The sequence below is a fragment of the Pseudomonas sp. Z3-6 genome (assembly GCF_051131985.1).
GTDB classification, from domain to species: domain Bacteria; phylum Pseudomonadota; class Gammaproteobacteria; order Pseudomonadales; family Pseudomonadaceae; genus Aquipseudomonas; species Aquipseudomonas zanjanensis.
In genome coordinates, this window is record NZ_CP071644.1 from 6,079,451 (window position 1) to 6,094,254 (window position 14,804).

The following is a 14,804-nucleotide window of genomic DNA, read 5'->3' on the forward strand; positions in this document are numbered from 1 at the left end:
AAAGTTAAGGCGCTGCGCTAGCAGAGCGGGATCGGCCAGCGCTTGCAACGGTGACGTTACGACCGGCCTTGTGTAAAAACCAGGCACTGCTCAAGCCAACGATATCAGCTCCGACGACACAGATTTCCATCACGCCACCACTCTGTCCGACAGGTCCCACCCCACAGGTCGCCGCTGGTGCCAATCACTGACTTGCTGGTAGGCATGGGCGATCCGCAGGACCAAGGGTTCGGCGAAAGCACGCCCGACGATCTGCATCGAGACCGGCATACGTTGCTCGTCGAAGCCCACCGGCAGCGCCACTGAACAGAGATTGAGCAGGTTGGCGAAACGGCCGAGCAAGGCCAGCGGCGTACCGTACTCATCGACCTGATTCAGCGGCACGCTGCCAATGGCGTTGGTCGGAAACGCACAGGCATCGACATTGGACATGGCTTCGTCCATGGCTTGGCGGGCAACACGTCGCTGGTTGTGCAAATCGATATAAGCCGCCGCGTCGATGGCGCGTCCGCTCAGCACCCGACGCTGCACATGAGGATCGAAGCGCAGATCATCGCGCTCAAACAAACTGCCAAGGCTGGCGTAGCCTTCGGCACTCATGAGGCCACCGGCAACGCGCATGCACTGCTCCAGCGAAGTCGGTAGCGGCTGTTCGACCAAATGCATGCCCAGTGCGGCCAATTGCTCAAGCCCCTGGTCATACGCTGCCAATACGCCAGGCGCGATGTGTACGCGTTCGGCCTGTGGCAGCACCCAGATGCGCAGACCGGCCACCGGAAGATTCAAGCCTGCCGCGGTACTGAAGACTGGCGACTTGGCCGAGACCGAATCCAGCGGGTCCGGCCCCAGCAGCGCGTCAAGCATCCACGCGGCGTCTTCGACGGTGTGCGTAATCGGCCCCACCGAATCCAGCGATGGACACAACTCAATCAAACCGTGACGGCTCACCAACCCACGCGTGGTTTTCAACCCCACCAGACCACACATACCCGCCGGGATTCGCACCGAGCCGCCCGTGTCGGTGCCCAATGCCGCGCTTGCCAATCCGCCGGCCACGGCCACCGCTGAACCACTGCTGGACCCGCCTGGAGCACGATGCACGTCGCAGTCCCATGGGTTCCACGGCGTGCCCATCACGGCATTGGTGCCCCACCCCCCGAAAGCAAACTCTACGGTGTGAGTCTTGCCCATGATGATCGCCCCGGCGCGCTCCAGTCGCTGGACTGCCGTGGCGGTGAGCCGCGAGATACGCGGCTGCTGTGCCAGCGAACCACCGGTGATGGCCTTGCCGTCGATTTCGAACAGATCCTTGATCGCAACCGGAATGCCATGCAATGGCCCCAGGTTGACACCGGCAGCCCGTTGCCGATCGGCCGCGATGGCGGCACCGAGCGCGCGCTGGGGATAGGCCTCGACATAAGCATTGAGTTGACCGTTGAAACGCTCGATCCGCTCCAGTTGCGCGCCAACCAGGGACTCGCTTGTGAGCGCTCCGGAGGCCAGCGCTTGCCGCAACTGGCCGATGCTGTGGGAAGCGGTTCGATCCTTGATGTTCATGTGTTCAGCCTCGAATGGTTTTGCGTCCGCGAGAAAATCGTACTTCCAGCACTCGCGATAACAGAGAAAGAGGGAAAGCGATGACGAAATAGAACAACCCCACCAGCAGGAAAATATGCATCGGCAAAAAGGATTCGGACGCGATGGCCCGGGCCGCCAGCATCAACTCATCGGTGGCGATCAGGGCGCACAGGGAGCTGTCCTTCAGAATCGACACGTAGGCATTGAGCAACGGCGGCAACATGCCGCGAATGGCTTGCGGAAAGATCACCGAGGTAAAGGCTTGCAACGGCGTCAGGCCGGTGGCGATGGCCGACTCACGTTGGCCGCGATGCAAGGAGTCCAGTCCACCGCGCAGGATTTCCGCGACGTAGGCCGAGCCCTGCAAACCCAAACCGATGGCGCCGGCCCAGTAACCAGACAGCGTCAGCCCGAGGCTGGGCAAGGTGAAGTACAGCGCCAGCAGCAACGCCAGGAGCGGCACCGCACGCATCCCCTGGATGAAGAACACCGCCAGACGCTTGAGCAATACGCTGGGGCTCTTCATCGCCCAGGCCAGTAACGCGCCCAACACCGCCGCCAGGGCGAAGCCTGTCAGGGACAGCTCGGCGCTGACTCGCGCGCCGAGTAGCAGGCGCGCGAACCAATCGCTCCAGTATTCCGGGTATTGTTGGAAAAAACTGATCATCGCGCCGCCCTCAAATGACGTTCAAGTCGGATGAAGCCCACGCCAATTGGCAGGATCATCGCCGCATAAATGCACATCACCGCGAGATAAATCAGCGAGGTCTGGAACGTGGAGGTCACAAGATTGCGGGCAAGGAACATGATTTCCGGCACGGCAATGGCCGAGGCGATGGACGTGTCCTTGATCAGTTGCGTGACATAGTTGGCGTAAGCCGGCAACGCAACGCGCAGGGCCTGGGGCAAGAGGATGTAGCGCAGAATTTGCAGACGGTGCAAGCCAACGGCCTGTCCGGCTTCATGCTGGCCGACGTGCAGCGATTGCAAGCCGGCTCGGAAAGTATCAGCCAGCACTGCGCTGCCTACCAGGCTCAAACCGACGATGGCCGCCAACCACGCGGGCAAGTTGATTCCCAGATAGGACAGCCCGAAGTAGATCAGGAACAGGTGCGCCAGCGCAGGCACGTTGCGCATCCATTCGATGAAACAGGCAATGGCGCCGTGCACCAGTCGCGATCGGCTGAACGTCAGTAAAACCGCCAGTATCAAACCGCCCGCACTGGCCAGCACCAAGGTGCAGAGGGCGATTTGCAACGCGTTCATTGCGCCTTTCAACAGCAAGGGCAACAGTCCGAGGAAAGCTTGCAGATTCACCATCAGGCGCTCTCCACAGCCATGCGCCCCAGAAAACTGCGGGTGCGTTCGTGACGAGGGTTGTCGATGACTTGCGCCGACGGCCCCTGTTCGACAATGCGCCCGCCGTCCATGAAGATCACCCGATCCGCCACATCGCGAGCAAACCTCACTTCGTGGGTGACCATGATCATGCTGCGGCCCTCTTCCGCCAGCTCGCGAATCACGGCCAACACTTCGCCGACCAATTCGGGATCCAACGCCGAGGTCGGTTCGTCGAACAGAATCACTTTCGGTTGCTGGGCCAAAGCCCGGGCGATGGCGACCCGCTGTTGCTGACCACCCGACAACTGCTCGGGATAAGCCTCGGCCTTGTGCCGCAGATGGACTTTTTCCAACATCGCGTCGGCCAATTCGTACGCCTGCTTGCGCGGCATGCCTTGGGCCTTGATGGGACCGAGCGCGACGTTATCGCGCACGTTCAAGTGCGGCCAGAGATAGAACAACTGGAACACCATGGCGATCTCGCGGCGCTGCGGCGCCATCTCCCGATCACTCATCAGGCGCAAACGCTTACCGTCCTTGACCTGCCCGATCAGCTCATCCCCCAGCCAGATCTCGCCGCTGGTGGGTTTTTCCAGGTAATTGATGCAACGCAGGCAGGTGGACTTTCCAGAACCGCTTGGGCCAATCAATGACAGGGTCTCACCGGGCTTCAACTCCAGGCTGATGCCCTTGAGCACTTCCAGATCGCCATAGTTCTTGTGTAATTCGTGCACGCGCAGCAACGCGGTGTCAGACGGGCTCGACATCTTGGCTAACCTCTTTTTGTTATAGGCATGGCGATGAGTCCGGCGCATCGGCATGAATCCGCCCCATCGCCGCACACACTTATTTGCAGCCAGGTAGCGTCCAGTCCGCTGGGCGATCGACGCCCAGGCGCAGGTCCTTGCCTTCGGGCATGAACCAGACATCCTGGGTCAGGCCGTAGCGAGCGCCGACCTTGCGCATCTCACAGTTTTTCCAGAGCGTCTGAATCTGCGCGTTGACCGCCGTCACCAGTTCCGGACTGGCCTTGTTGAAGCCGAACACCACCTGGCCCAAGCCAGTCAGCAATGGGAAATTCGGATCGTTGTCGACAAAGGCGTTGAAACGCAGGTGCCATTGCTCATTGCGGGAAATGGCGTATTGCATGACCGGTGGATCGCCGATCACCGCATCGATCCGTCCGGCGAGCAGATCGCGAACGGCCGCATCAGACGTGTCGTACAGGGCGACTTGCAGGCCATCGATCTTGCGCATCTCGGGGATGAACGAAAAACCGGTGATGGTGCCGACTTTCTTGCCTTGCAAATCCTTGAGGCTGTTCCAGTTGGTCTTGTCTGTCTGGGTGATACCGTTCTTGAAATAGTGGATAGGATCACTCAAGGCCATGATTTTCGAGCGTTGCTCGGTCCAGCCCATGGTGCCTGCCATGACATCCACTCGCTTGGACTGCACCGAGGCAATCGTCCCTGACCATTCCATTAATGCCGGTTTGACCTTAAGGCCCAGCTTTTCGGATATTTGTTGAAGGATTTCACCGTCATAGCCGACCATCCGACTATCTTGATACCCTGTTCCTGGCATATCACCACTGAAGGCGATGGTCAGGCTTCCCGGCTCTACTGTCTCCAATGCGAACACCGGTGCCGTGGCCAGCACGGACACCAGAAAACCGGCACAGATAGCGGAAAAACGCTGGACTTTGGACGTCTTCATCGGATGCTCCTCGATAGTTTTTATTGTGGCAGCAGAACGTTTCGCATCGGTCCATCGTAGTGGGCCCGGCGGTATAACTGGTTGGACGCTTTGCACGAATGATTGAACATTTGCGACATTCTGGCGGCACAGAGCCCGTGGCACCCCAGGAAAGCCTCGTGGACGAGCTCGATCATGGACAGGCGCGTCATCCACCCATGCGCCGCGGCACCGCCGAGCTGTCTATTGGCATCATGTTGTGGCCACGCTTCCCTTTGCTGTCACTGTCAGGGCTGACCGATGCGTTGCGGCACGCCGCCGATACAGGAGATCAAAGCCGCCCCATACGCTGCCAATGGAAAGTACTGGGCACCCCCGGGCAAAGAGTCATTTCCAGTAGCGGACTGGACGTACCGATCGACAGTGAACTCGCTGATCCGAAGCGTTTCGACTACATCGTGGTGATTGGTGGATTGCTCGACTCCATCGAGGCAGTGCCGAAAACCTATCCCGCGTTCCTCCACCAGGCCGCGGCGGCACAGGTGCCGTTGATCGGCCTGTGCACCGGCAGTTTCGTGCTCGCGCGACATGGCCTGATGGAGGGGCGAACGGCGTGTGTCCACGCCTATCATGGCGACGACTGGAAGCGACTGTTTCCCTCGTTGCGTTTTGTCATCAACAGAGATTTTCTGATCGACCGGGACCGGATCACCTGCGCGGGCGGTGTGTCAGTCATCGAACTGGCGCTTCACCTGATTGGCCTGCACTGCGGACCGGATCGTGCGGGCAAGGTTGTGCATCAGATGACGGTGGCAAAGAACACGTCCAGCAGTTTCGTCGACCGACGCAAGGCCCTCGGGTACGCCAGTTCATCCAATCGTCGGCTGCACGAAGCCGTGATGTTGATGGAGAAACACATGGCCCAACCCCTGGATATCGAGGCCATTGCGCATCTGGTCGGCACCAGTAAACGGCAATTGGAACGCCTGTTTGTCGCTGAAACCAACAACAGCCCGGCCCAGTTCTACCGACAGGTCCGACTCAGGTTCGGCAGATGGTTGCTGGTGAGTTCCGACCGCCAGATTAGCGAGATTGCCTTTGAATGTGGCTTCGCCGATGCGCCACATTTTATTCGGCACTTTCAGAGCATGTTTGGCATGTCACCCGGGAAGTTACGCAAGGCCCTGATGCAGCAAGATGGGAAATGACGCGGCAACTAACAACGTCATCCATAGAGCTCAGGCTCGATCGGACAGTTACCGGATTTCAGACTTAAGTAATGCCAGTCAGTTAAGTGGAATACCACGGGCGAACACAACCCGTGGCGAGGGAGCTTGCTCCCGCTGGGCTGCGTAGCGGCCCCCAAAACAGGGCCGCTTCGCGACCCAGCGGGAGCAAGCTCCCTCGCCACGGGGTTACTGCCCGGCTTTATTTCGCTTAACTGACTGGCATTAGTCCAAGGATGTCTTTTTTGTGCCTGAAATCCAGGCAATCAAAGCTTCAGCACGACCAGGCAAGCGATGCTGATTATTTCTGCGCGGCCAACGCCCTACGCGCCGCCTTTTCATTTTTCATGGCCGCGATTTCCCGCTCACAAGCATCCACATCGAAAGAATTGTCCCACTTGGCGATGGCGAGGGTGCCGATGCCATTGCCGATCAGGTTGGTCACCGCCCGCGCTTCGTTCAGGAACCGGTCAATACCCAGGAGCAGGACCAGGCCGACCAGCGGAATGGAGTGGATGGTGGTCAGCGTTGCCGCAAGGGTGACGAACCCGGCCCCCGCCACACCCGCCGAACCTTTCGAAGTCAGCAGGAAGACGCCCAACAGAATCATCTGATCCATAAACGTCAGCGGTGTGTTGGTGGCCTGGGCGATGAAGATCGCGGCCATGGTCAGATAGATACAGGTGCCATCGGCATTGAAGGTGTAGCCAGTCGGCAGCACCATTCCTACCACTGACTTTTTGCAGCCCAGCTTCTCCAGCTTGACCATCATCCGCGGCAGCACAGCCTCGGTCGAGCAAGTCCCGAGGGTAATCAGAATTTCGTCCTTGAAGTAACGGAGAAACTGCAACAAGGGCATGCCCGACCATCGAGCAACGGTGCCCAGCACGACCACAATGAACACCAGGGTGGTGACGTAGAGCGCTACCAGCAGTTGGCCGAGGGACAGTAGCGTACCGATGCCATACTTGCCGATCGTGAACGCCATGCCCGCGCCAGCGCCAATTGGAGCCAGCCGCATGACCATGGCCACAATCTTGAACAGCCCTTGCAGAAACAGATCGATGGTATTGATCAGCGGTTTGCTGGTCTCACCCATTTGAACCAGGGCCACCCCCATCAAGACAGAAAGCAGAATGACTTGCAGCATGACGCCGTTGGAGAACGCACCGACAAAGGTTGGCGGGATGATGTTCATGAAGAAATCAATTGTGCCGCCCTGGGCAGAAGCGGCCTGGCTGTACTTGGCGATAGCACTGCCATCGAGTGTCTCGACATGGATGTTCATCCCCACGCCGGGCTTGGCGATGTTGACCACGACAAGGCCGATCACCAGCGCGATGGTTGAAAGAATCTCGAAATAGATCAGCGATTTTACGCCAATTCTTCCAACCTCTTTGATGTTGCCCATCTTGGCAATACCGACCACCACGGTGCCAAAAATAATCGGGGCCAACAGCATTTTGATCAGGCGGATAAAACCATCGGCAAAGGGTTGAAGCTTGGCGCCGAACTGCGGTTCGAAGTGACCAATTGCGGCGCCGACCACGATGCCGATCAGGACCTGCACATACAGCTGGCTATACCAGCGGGACTTGGAGATTTCCACGGGAGCACCTCATTTTATTGTTGTGATGGGCGTGTGGTGTGGCGTCAGTGGGTGACGCCTGATAACGGCGGCCTCAGGCGAAGAGGCCGCCGTTCGGGCTATCAGCCCTCGCCCAGTTCGCGCATGACGGCGTACAAGGCAGACTTGGCTTCGAAGCCGACGCCTGGAATATCCGGCAGCGCCACATAGCTGTTTTCGACGCGAATCCCGTCAGCAAAACCGCCAAACGGCTGGAACACATCCGGGTAGGATTCGTTACCACCCAGGTGCAGGCCCGCGGCGATATTCAGGGACATCTGATGGCCCCCGTGGGGAACGACACGACGCGAAGACCAGCCCATGTCTTCCATCACTTCCAGCGTGCGCATGTACTCGACCAGACCGTAGGACAGCGCGCAGTCGAACTGGACGTAGTCACGATCGGAACGCATGCCGCCATGGCGCAGCAGGTTGCGGGCGTCTTGATGGGAAAACAGGTTTTCGCCGGTAGCCATCGGCAGGTCGTAGTGCTTGGCCAACTCAGCCTGCAAGGCGTAGTCGAGAGGGTCGCCGGCTTCTTCGTACCAGAACAGGTTGTAGGGTTTCAAAGCCTCTGCATAAGCAATGGCCGTGTCTTGGTCAAAGCGACCGTTGGCATCCACTGCCAGGCGACGCCCGTCACCGACCACCTTGAGTACCGATTCGATGCGACGAATATCGTCAGCCAGAGGCGCCGCGCCGATCTTCATCTTGACCACGTCGTAGCCGCGATCCAGATAGCTGCGCATTTCGTCCTGAAGCTTGGCGTCGTCCTTGCCTGGGTAGTAATAACCACCAGCGGCGTAGACCCAGACCTTGTCGTCAGCCACGCCGCTGCGGTAACGGTCAGCCAACAGGCGATACAACGGCTTGCCTTCGATCTTGGCGACGGCGTCCCAGACAGCCATGTCGATGGTGCCCACGGCCACCGAACGTTCACCATGGCCACCGGGTTTTTCGTTGGTCATCAAGGTTTTCCAGATGGCGAACGGATCGAGGTTATTGTGCTCTTTATCGATCAGCGACTCGGGGTCGGCTTCGGTGATGCGCGCCAGGAAGCGGTCACGCATCAAAGCGCCTTGGCCATAACGACCGTTGGAGTTGAAACCGTAGCCGATGACAGGTTTACCCTCGCGAATCACATCCGTGACGACAGCGACGACCGAGCAGGTCATTTTGGAAAAATCGATGTAGGCGTTGGCAATTGGCGAGGCAATGGAAACGGTTTTTTCACGGATGTCGACGATACGCATGACGGGGTCCTCTTGTTGTGGGTGACCTCACGTTATGCTTTGCGATGACACCCGCCCAATGCTAATAATGCCGCGCCCCATGCACAGGAGGCATTGCCCTTGGAACTCGTTTGGCTAGAAGATTTTTCAGCGCTGGCAGAGTACGGCAGCTTTGTACGTGCCGCTGAAGCACGCCACGTGACCCAACCGGCTTTCAGTCGCAGAGTCCGCGCATTGGAGAACTGGATGGGTGTCGAACTGTTCGTTCGCACGCCACAAGGCGCCACGCTGACCGAGGCGGGGAAGCAGATTTTGCCAAGCGCCCAAGAGACGGCCAGGCGCTTGTACCGAATGCGCAGCGAAGCCCAGGAAGTGGCGGGCATGGCGATCAAGACGCTGCAATTCGCGGCCACCCATTCGCTGTCGTTCACGTTTTTCCCAAGATGGCTGCGGAGCACGGAAAACGGCGCCCCCATCGAGGCGGTACGACTGCATTCCGATAGCATGGCGGCCTGTGAGCAAATGCTGATTCAAGGCCACGTGCAGTTCCTGCTTTGCCATCGTCATCCCGATGTTCCACCGCTGTTGGCCCCCGATCAGTTCATCGGCAAAAAAGTGGGCGAGGATGTGCTCGTTCCGCTGGCGAGCGCTTCTGCGAACTTTGGCAATGCGCCCGCATCGCTGCCCTACTTGGCGTACACCCAGGAGTCCGGTCTGGGACGCATCGTCGCTCATCGACTTCAGGGCAAGGAAGAATTCCTGCACCTCAAGCCGCTGTTCAGCAGCCACCTCGCAGCGGTGCTCATGTCCATGGCGCTGGAAAACAAAGGGGTGGCCTGGCTGCCAAGAAGCCTGACCGAACAGGAAGTCGCCGACGGACGTCTTGTGCGGGCGCTCGATGAAAGCTGGGATATCCCGTTGGACATTCACCTCACTCGCCCAACGGGTGCCATTAGCCAATCGGCGGAGGAGTTTTGGGCGAAGTTAAAGGATTGCTGAAGTTGCTTCGCAAGCGTCGGGCCATTGCGCCTCGACAGTCATGTCAGGTGTGATCGCGCCTCATCTCTGCCCATTCGATCAACGCCTGGATCGACGGCCCGAGTGCATGCCCCATGGGCGTGAGCTTGTACTCCACTTTAGGTGGCACTTGTGGGTACACGGTCCGCTGCACAATGCCGTCCTTTTCCAACTGTTTTAGCTGTTGGATCAGCATCTTCTGGTTGATCCCTTCTATCAGCTTCTCCAGATCCGAAAAACGCAGCGCGCCCTTCGCCGCGAAAAGCTGGCACAAGATAATGATCTTCCACTTCCCTTCCAGTACGCGAAGCGTTTCGGTTGTTGCCTCGGCCCATTTCCGACGATTTTGCGGATCGCCGCAATCCCATTCCCGTTCCATTTCTTCCTCGATGGTGAGTTACACACCTTTTGGTAGGTACTTACCATTATCACACCAGCCTCCTAGAATCGGTGCAAGACAAATGACTCAGGAGGCTTAGCCATGAAAATCGGCATCATCGGAACCGGTAACATCGGAGGCACCCTCGCTCGCAAATTCAAGGCAGCCGGTCACGACATACGTGTTGCGAACTCTCGAGGCATCAACGGCGTTCGCGCATTCGCCGAAGAGATTGGAGCCAAACCGGTGGACATTCGCGGCGCAGTCGATGGCGCGGATGTGATCGTGCTATCCATACCGCTACCGGCGTTGAGCGCACTGCCTGCTGATCTGTTTGCCGCTGTACCAGACAGCGTCCCGGTGGTGGACACGAGTAACTACTACCCTGGCCTACGTGACCCCAACATTTCTGAAATTGATCAAGGGATGACGGAAAGCGTTTGGGTTTCTAAGCAGATTGGGCGACCTGTCATCAAGGCCTTCAACAATATTCTGGCCTATACCTTGGCGGAGTTGGGCAGTGCCCAAGGCACGCCAGGTCGCTTGGCCGCAGCAGTGGCCGGCGACGATCCCAAGGCCAAGGAAACGGTGATGTCCCTGGTCAACCAAGCGGGCTTTGATCCGGTCGACGGAGGTTCCCTGGAAGAGTCCTGGAGACAACAACCTTGTACGCCAGGCTATTGCTGTGACTACGACGCCGAGACTCTGCGCGACGCACTATTGGCCGCGTCCAAAGGGCAAGCCGCTGCGAAACGAGAAGAGTTTCCTAAACACTTCGAGCGGCTCGGGCCCAACCCTAGCCATGCCGATATTGTCGCGATGAACCGCTCCTTCAACGCACTGGATTGACGCAGTCCGAGGCTAATGCCTGTCAGTTACGTGGATACCACGGGCAAACACACAAACCGTGGCGAGGGAGCTTGCTCCCGCTGGGCCAGTCCGACGCTTCGGGCGAAGCGGCTCCAAGATTTTGCGGTCGCTGTGCAACCGAGCGGGAGCAAGCTCTCATGGAACAAATTACAACTCCATGTTTTTAAAATACTTTCAACAAGCTGCTATGTGACTCAGGTGGACCGGTACTCCCGTGTGGCGAGGGGATTTATCCCCGCTGGGCTGCGCAGCAGCCCCAAGAGCAACGACCTTGATCTTACTGGCACACCGAGTTGCCTGGGTTGGGGCCGCTTCGCGCCCCAGCGGGGATAAATCCCCTCGCCACAGAGCCTTGTTCCCTGCGCGACAGCGCAGCGTCGGCGACGCGGCGGGGACTCCCTCGCCACAGTTCTCTCTCTAGCCGTGACGATGCGTCGAATGGACGGCTGGCTCAAATTCGTTGATATCTGTAAACCAAATGTAGGGAAATTCAGTCGCTATAAGGCCAAAGCTCCTACATCAAGCTCGGAAAGCGGTGTCTTGTGACGCTTGAGCGGGACGGCCTATAGTTCCTTGTCGCCTCAATGGCGACTCGGGTTTGGCGACCCGACAACGAGGTAGCTCCTTTCAACTGAATGAGGTCCTACCAATGAATCGATACATGCCCATCACCGGCATCGACTGCACCCCCGCTACCCTGCTGATCGACACCGAAGCCCCGCTTGATGTCCTCTTCGAAACCGCTGACTACCGCATCCGCACCGTGACCCAACTGCTGGAAAACATCGCGTTCCGTTCGGAGATCAGTTCCGACACGCTGGTGCTTTCCGATTTTTGCAAAATGCTAACGATCGCGTTGCGCGACGGGTGTGATGTGATGGGTGTGATTGGCAGACGATTGCGGGCGCAGGCGGCGGAGTAAGTGATGACGGGCGCCTATGGCCATAACGTAGCCCCCACCGTCGGGAGCGACTACATCTATCTACTCCGATGAGCTGTGGCGCAGTTCGTCAAGAACTGCGCCACAATCGCGCCAAAATCTTCTCAAACAGCGCCAACACACTCATGCCTTCGACCACCGACATATAACAGTATCCTGGCATCCAGGAGTGGGCGCCTCTCAGAGCTCTTGGCCTGGCACCCTGAAATTTCCCGGCGAACGGCGCAGCGCATCCTTGCAAACCTGGCCGAAAGCAGCCAAATCACTGCACAGGGAGAAGGCAGGGCACGGCGTTATTTCGCAATAGGACACCCGGCTGAGACCCACACCCTGCCCTATTTTCAGCCTTTTACCGACATCAATAAACGCACCTCCCGACTGGCAGCGAATCTCCCCTTGTTCCGTGCCAATCTTTGCCCGCTGACCTTTCTGGATGTACCGGAGCAGGCCTACAGCCGAGCCACATTGGGTGTGTACGAAATGACCCGGGTAGAGCTGCTTCGCGACCTGTACATCTGGGCCTACGAACGCTCAACACTGGAATATCTGGCAATCAAGCAAGACCTTGCGGAACCGGACCCTTTACGCCTGGCATGGCGAGACCTCATCAAGAAGACCATTCGGGAAATCGTCACTCACCCAGAGCTTGACCCGTTGTTCTGTATTCAACGCTCGGTAGCGGAATATGTTTCAGAAAGAGAACAGCCGGAAGTAGTGCAAGCACTGATCGTCGAAGAACTCCGTCGCCTGCACGAAGGGGTGCTCGCGCGCTATGGGTTACGGCCATCAGAGTTCATGTCATGGAAGTCGCGCCATGGTCACTGATGGGAGATCACTGAGATGATATTTGCCCTCTGCGTCGTCGCGTTGAACGCCACCATCGCCCTTTAATTAAATCCGTCCCCTTTTCCGCTGTCCCCTTTTCCGCTCTGTCGGAAAGCGTCCTGGCAGGATTGAGCCGCGCGCCATAAAACGAAGACCCAAGCCTTACCCCATGCTGATGAAAACACGTCGATCAGCAAGGGCTGAGGTCAGGAAGAATGGACACTCGAAGAAGGTTAAGTAAGTGCCATTCAAATCTGTCCCCTTTTCGCAGTCCCCTTTTTGCTTTTTTTTCCACTATTCCAGTAACTTTCACCACCTCAAAATTACCCCTGAGATTGCAAACGCCAAAAATCCATTCCATCCACTATCCAATATTTTTCCTCGCTCGGAATCAATTCTCCGAACTCACTAGACGCTTTTGCATTCCAATCTGAAGGGACATAAGACTCATGCGACCGATCCCAATCAACATGTTGAAATGTCCTGTCATCAAGATTCATGTAGAATCGAGGCAGCCTCATCCTTAGCTTATCCCACTCGTCCAGACGAGCTTCTGCGCTACCAGACAAAACGTCTTCTATATGTCTATAGAACTCAGCAAAATAGGCAACGGAGTGACCATACTTAAAAAAATCACCCATCCAAGCAGAAGAGTAAACTTCAACCCCGTCATTATTTAGGTAACGTTGAAATGTATTAATATCTAGGACCGGGACGCCACCTCTAAAAGCAGAAATGGCAGCATCATAAAGATCACCATCCATAACACCGCGCTCAACATACTCTCGATACTCAGGCCTTACATCAATGCAAAAATTTTCTTTATCGTCTGCGAGGTAGTAGTACCTACCGCCAACTACAAACACAGCCAAGTCCTTCCTTCCTTCGAAAATATTTTCAAGCAGGCTGTCAAAATCATTTACCAAATTCATCAACAAACTCCTTACTTGTTAACACCCGCGCTTTCGAAGAGTTTTGCTCAATCAGGCGATCCCATACCTTAGGTAATTCTAGTGAGATACTCGGTTCGCCTTTACCCGGATCGACAATTTTAGGAGCATTAGGGTCCCTAGGTACATTCGGCATCGGCTTTAATAAAAAGGGGACTGTAAAAAGGGGACAGATTTATTTATAAATCGAGCAAAACCAACAAATCTGCCCCTCTGCGTTTCACAAAATAAATCTGTCCCCTTTTTTGTTTCTTTTTTGTTTTTTGATGACCAGACTCCATCAAAGGGCGCTCGGACTTTTCAGTGACCATCAGTGTTTTTCCCTCAACTCGCGACCGCGTCCCGAAGGCCTGTCCCTCTAATTCTTCGTCGGACTCAGTGCCCCTGGACGCTCGCTACAGGAATACGCTCCTGTGGCTGAGTGACATCGTAAACATGCTGCTCACAACCTGCCCCAATGATCACGAACTCCACCAGGTAAACCTTTTGCTTCTCGGGCTTGAAGGTGGAGCTCATAGGGCCGCATGCATAAACTATTTTTTCGGCATAGCGGTAGTAGTTCGAGTCGTAGACCCGTGATTCACCGATCACTTCAATCGCCTGCCCGGGATCAGCCTGCACCTCTAGCTGGGGGAAGCGTTTTACGGTGGCGCTGTTGGCAACCTCGTTCACTTTGGCGATCCAGCCGAATACCTTGCCACGACCGGAATCGACCACGGTTCCCAAGACCTCGGCACGTTGGTCCGCATCGGAACTGCGCCGCACGGAGAATTGCACCGGGTGGGTGAATCCTGTCGCCTTCATGATGATCTTGGCGTGTTCCGCGTCAGCGACAACCTTGGGTTGTTGCAACTGCACACCATCCTTGAGCAGGCTTGGCGAGGAATCCCTGACGTTTGAGTGACAGCCTGCCAGGGTCATGGCTAGAACTAAAAAGGTGGTTTTTTTCATGATTACTTCCCTGCAAAATTTGAATGACCACAGACCTTCGAAGTACTTTCGACGACAGCAGAATGGCAAAAACGGGACAAAAAAAATGGACAAAGGACAGATTTATTTATGATCTTGGCAAAAACAAACTAGTCCCTTCTACATTTCAAAGTACTCCTCCAGCCTGTCGCCAT

General features: G+C 56.9%; 16 protein-coding genes. 5 read left to right on the forward strand and 11 right to left on the reverse strand.

What is annotated here, in order from left to right:
- Positions 1 to 4: 4 nt before the first annotated feature.
- From J3P88_RS26380 to J3P88_RS26405, 6 genes are all read right to left on the reverse strand, one after another.
- The gene (locus J3P88_RS26380; RefSeq protein WP_346343462.1) at positions 5 to 130 is read right to left on the reverse strand and encodes an NAD(P)-binding protein; all 126 of its coding nucleotides are present in this window, start codon (positions 128 to 130) and stop codon (positions 5 to 7) included.
- On the reverse strand, positions 130 to 1,557 hold the full coding sequence (locus J3P88_RS26385) for an amidase (RefSeq protein ID WP_434572491.1): 1,428 nt from the start codon (positions 1,555 to 1,557) through the stop codon (positions 130 to 132). The genes J3P88_RS26380 and J3P88_RS26385 overlap by 1 nt, the downstream gene beginning before the upstream one ends.
- Before the next feature lie 4 nt (positions 1,558 to 1,561).
- Positions 1,562 to 2,245 carry an amino acid ABC transporter permease gene (locus J3P88_RS26390; protein WP_186705964.1) on the reverse strand — a complete coding sequence of 228 codons (684 nt, stop codon included), beginning with the start codon at positions 2,243 to 2,245 and terminating at the stop codon, positions 1,562 to 1,564.
- Positions 2,242 to 2,898 carry an amino acid ABC transporter permease gene (locus J3P88_RS26395; protein ID WP_186705963.1) on the reverse strand — a complete coding sequence of 219 codons (657 nt, stop codon included), beginning with the start codon at positions 2,896 to 2,898 and terminating at the stop codon, positions 2,242 to 2,244. The genes J3P88_RS26390 and J3P88_RS26395 overlap by 4 nt, the downstream gene beginning before the upstream one ends.
- The gene (locus J3P88_RS26400; protein WP_225917693.1) at positions 2,898 to 3,686 is read right to left on the reverse strand and encodes an amino acid ABC transporter ATP-binding protein; all 789 of its coding nucleotides are present in this window, start codon (positions 3,684 to 3,686) and stop codon (positions 2,898 to 2,900) included. Before J3P88_RS26400 ends, J3P88_RS26395 begins: the two co-directional genes overlap by 1 nt.
- Positions 3,687 to 3,765: 79 nt before the next feature.
- Positions 3,766 to 4,635, reverse strand: a complete 870-nt coding sequence (locus J3P88_RS26405; protein WP_434572494.1) for a substrate-binding periplasmic protein — start codon at positions 4,633 to 4,635, stop codon at positions 3,766 to 3,768.
- Positions 4,636 to 4,793: 158 nt separating this feature from the next.
- On the opposite strand from J3P88_RS26405, the gene J3P88_RS26410 reads away from it, so the two are divergent.
- On the forward strand, positions 4,794 to 5,822 hold the full coding sequence (locus J3P88_RS26410; RefSeq protein ID WP_346343463.1) for a GlxA family transcriptional regulator: 1,029 nt from the start codon (positions 4,794 to 4,796) through the stop codon (positions 5,820 to 5,822).
- Positions 5,823 to 6,141: 319 nt separating this feature from the next.
- On the opposite strand, the gene dctA is transcribed toward J3P88_RS26410, so the two are convergent.
- Both dctA and J3P88_RS26420 read right to left on the reverse strand, forming a co-directional pair.
- A complete protein-coding gene (gene dctA / locus J3P88_RS26415) occupies positions 6,142 to 7,449 on the reverse strand; it encodes a C4-dicarboxylate transporter DctA (protein WP_186729539.1) in 1,308 nt (435 codons plus the stop codon).
- A 101-nt stretch (positions 7,450 to 7,550) separates the two neighbouring features.
- Positions 7,551 to 8,720, reverse strand: coding sequence for a mandelate racemase/muconate lactonizing enzyme family protein (locus tag J3P88_RS26420; protein ID WP_250965881.1), 1,170 nt, complete (start codon positions 8,718 to 8,720; stop codon positions 7,551 to 7,553).
- Positions 8,721 to 8,819: 99 nt separating this feature from the next.
- On the opposite strand from J3P88_RS26420, the gene J3P88_RS26425 reads away from it, so the two are divergent.
- Complete coding sequence (locus J3P88_RS26425) at positions 8,820 to 9,698, forward strand: LysR family transcriptional regulator (RefSeq protein WP_186729541.1); 879 nt, start codon at positions 8,820 to 8,822, stop codon at positions 9,696 to 9,698.
- A 43-nt stretch (positions 9,699 to 9,741) separates the two neighbouring features.
- Here J3P88_RS26425 and J3P88_RS26430 read toward each other — a convergent pair whose 3' ends face one another.
- A complete protein-coding gene (locus tag J3P88_RS26430; RefSeq protein WP_202894655.1) occupies positions 9,742 to 10,095 on the reverse strand; it encodes a winged helix-turn-helix transcriptional regulator in 354 nt (117 codons plus the stop codon).
- Between the two features lie 102 nt (positions 10,096 to 10,197).
- On the opposite strand from J3P88_RS26430, the gene J3P88_RS26435 reads away from it, so the two are divergent.
- From J3P88_RS26435 to J3P88_RS26445, 3 genes are all read left to right on the forward strand, one after another.
- Positions 10,198 to 10,944 carry an NADPH-dependent F420 reductase gene (locus tag J3P88_RS26435; protein ID WP_434572498.1) on the forward strand — a complete coding sequence of 249 codons (747 nt, stop codon included), beginning with the start codon at positions 10,198 to 10,200 and terminating at the stop codon, positions 10,942 to 10,944.
- A gap of 670 nt (positions 10,945 to 11,614) precedes the next feature.
- A complete protein-coding gene (locus J3P88_RS26440; RefSeq protein ID WP_434572500.1) occupies positions 11,615 to 11,887 on the forward strand; it encodes a hypothetical protein in 273 nt (90 codons plus the stop codon).
- Positions 11,888 to 12,094: 207 nt separating this feature from the next.
- Complete coding sequence (locus J3P88_RS26445; RefSeq protein ID WP_434572501.1) at positions 12,095 to 12,730, forward strand: hypothetical protein; 636 nt, start codon at positions 12,095 to 12,097, stop codon at positions 12,728 to 12,730.
- A 323-nt stretch (positions 12,731 to 13,053) separates the two neighbouring features.
- Here the strand turns inward: J3P88_RS26445 and J3P88_RS26450 are convergent, their stop codons facing one another.
- Positions 13,054 to 13,662: a hypothetical protein gene (locus J3P88_RS26450; RefSeq protein ID WP_434572503.1), complete on the reverse strand. Its 609-nt coding sequence runs from the start codon at positions 13,660 to 13,662 to the stop codon at positions 13,054 to 13,056.
- Between the two features lie 393 nt (positions 13,663 to 14,055).
- Positions 14,056 to 14,631, reverse strand: a complete 576-nt coding sequence (locus J3P88_RS26455) for a hypothetical protein (RefSeq protein ID WP_434572505.1) — start codon at positions 14,629 to 14,631, stop codon at positions 14,056 to 14,058.
- Positions 14,632 to 14,804 lie beyond the last annotated feature (173 nt).

Excerpts from the sequence above, each read along its gene's own strand:
- J3P88_RS26380 (WP_346343462.1), bottom strand. The coding sequence starts at position 130 with ATGGAAATCTGTGTCGTCGGAGCTGATATCGTTGGCTTGAGCAGTGCC.
- J3P88_RS26385 (WP_434572491.1), bottom strand. The coding sequence starts at position 1,557 with ATGAACATCAAGGATCGAACCGCTTCCCACAGCATCGGCCAGTTGCGG.
- J3P88_RS26390 (WP_186705964.1), bottom strand. The coding sequence starts at position 2,245 with ATGATCAGTTTTTTCCAACAATACCCGGAATACTGGAGCGATTGGTTC.
- J3P88_RS26395 (WP_186705963.1), bottom strand. The coding sequence starts at position 2,898 with ATGGTGAATCTGCAAGCTTTCCTCGGACTGTTGCCCTTGCTGTTGAAA.
- J3P88_RS26400 (WP_225917693.1), bottom strand. The coding sequence starts at position 3,686 with ATGTCGAGCCCGTCTGACACCGCGTTGCTGCGCGTGCACGAATTACAC.
- J3P88_RS26405 (WP_434572494.1), bottom strand. The coding sequence starts at position 4,635 with ATGAAGACGTCCAAAGTCCAGCGTTTTTCCGCTATCTGTGCCGGTTTT.
- J3P88_RS26420 (WP_250965881.1), bottom strand. The coding sequence starts at position 8,720 with ATGCGTATCGTCGACATCCGTGAAAAAACCGTTTCCATTGCCTCGCCA.
- J3P88_RS26430 (WP_202894655.1), bottom strand. The coding sequence starts at position 10,095 with ATGGAACGGGAATGGGATTGCGGCGATCCGCAAAATCGTCGGAAATGG.
- J3P88_RS26435 (WP_434572498.1), top strand. The coding sequence starts at position 10,198 with ATGAAAATCGGCATCATCGGAACCGGTAACATCGGAGGCACCCTCGCT.
- J3P88_RS26440 (WP_434572500.1), top strand. The coding sequence starts at position 11,615 with ATGAATCGATACATGCCCATCACCGGCATCGACTGCACCCCCGCTACC.
- J3P88_RS26450 (WP_434572503.1), bottom strand. The coding sequence starts at position 13,662 with ATGAATTTGGTAAATGATTTTGACAGCCTGCTTGAAAATATTTTCGAA.
- J3P88_RS26455 (WP_434572505.1), bottom strand. The coding sequence starts at position 14,631 with ATGAAAAAAACCACCTTTTTAGTTCTAGCCATGACCCTGGCAGGCTGT.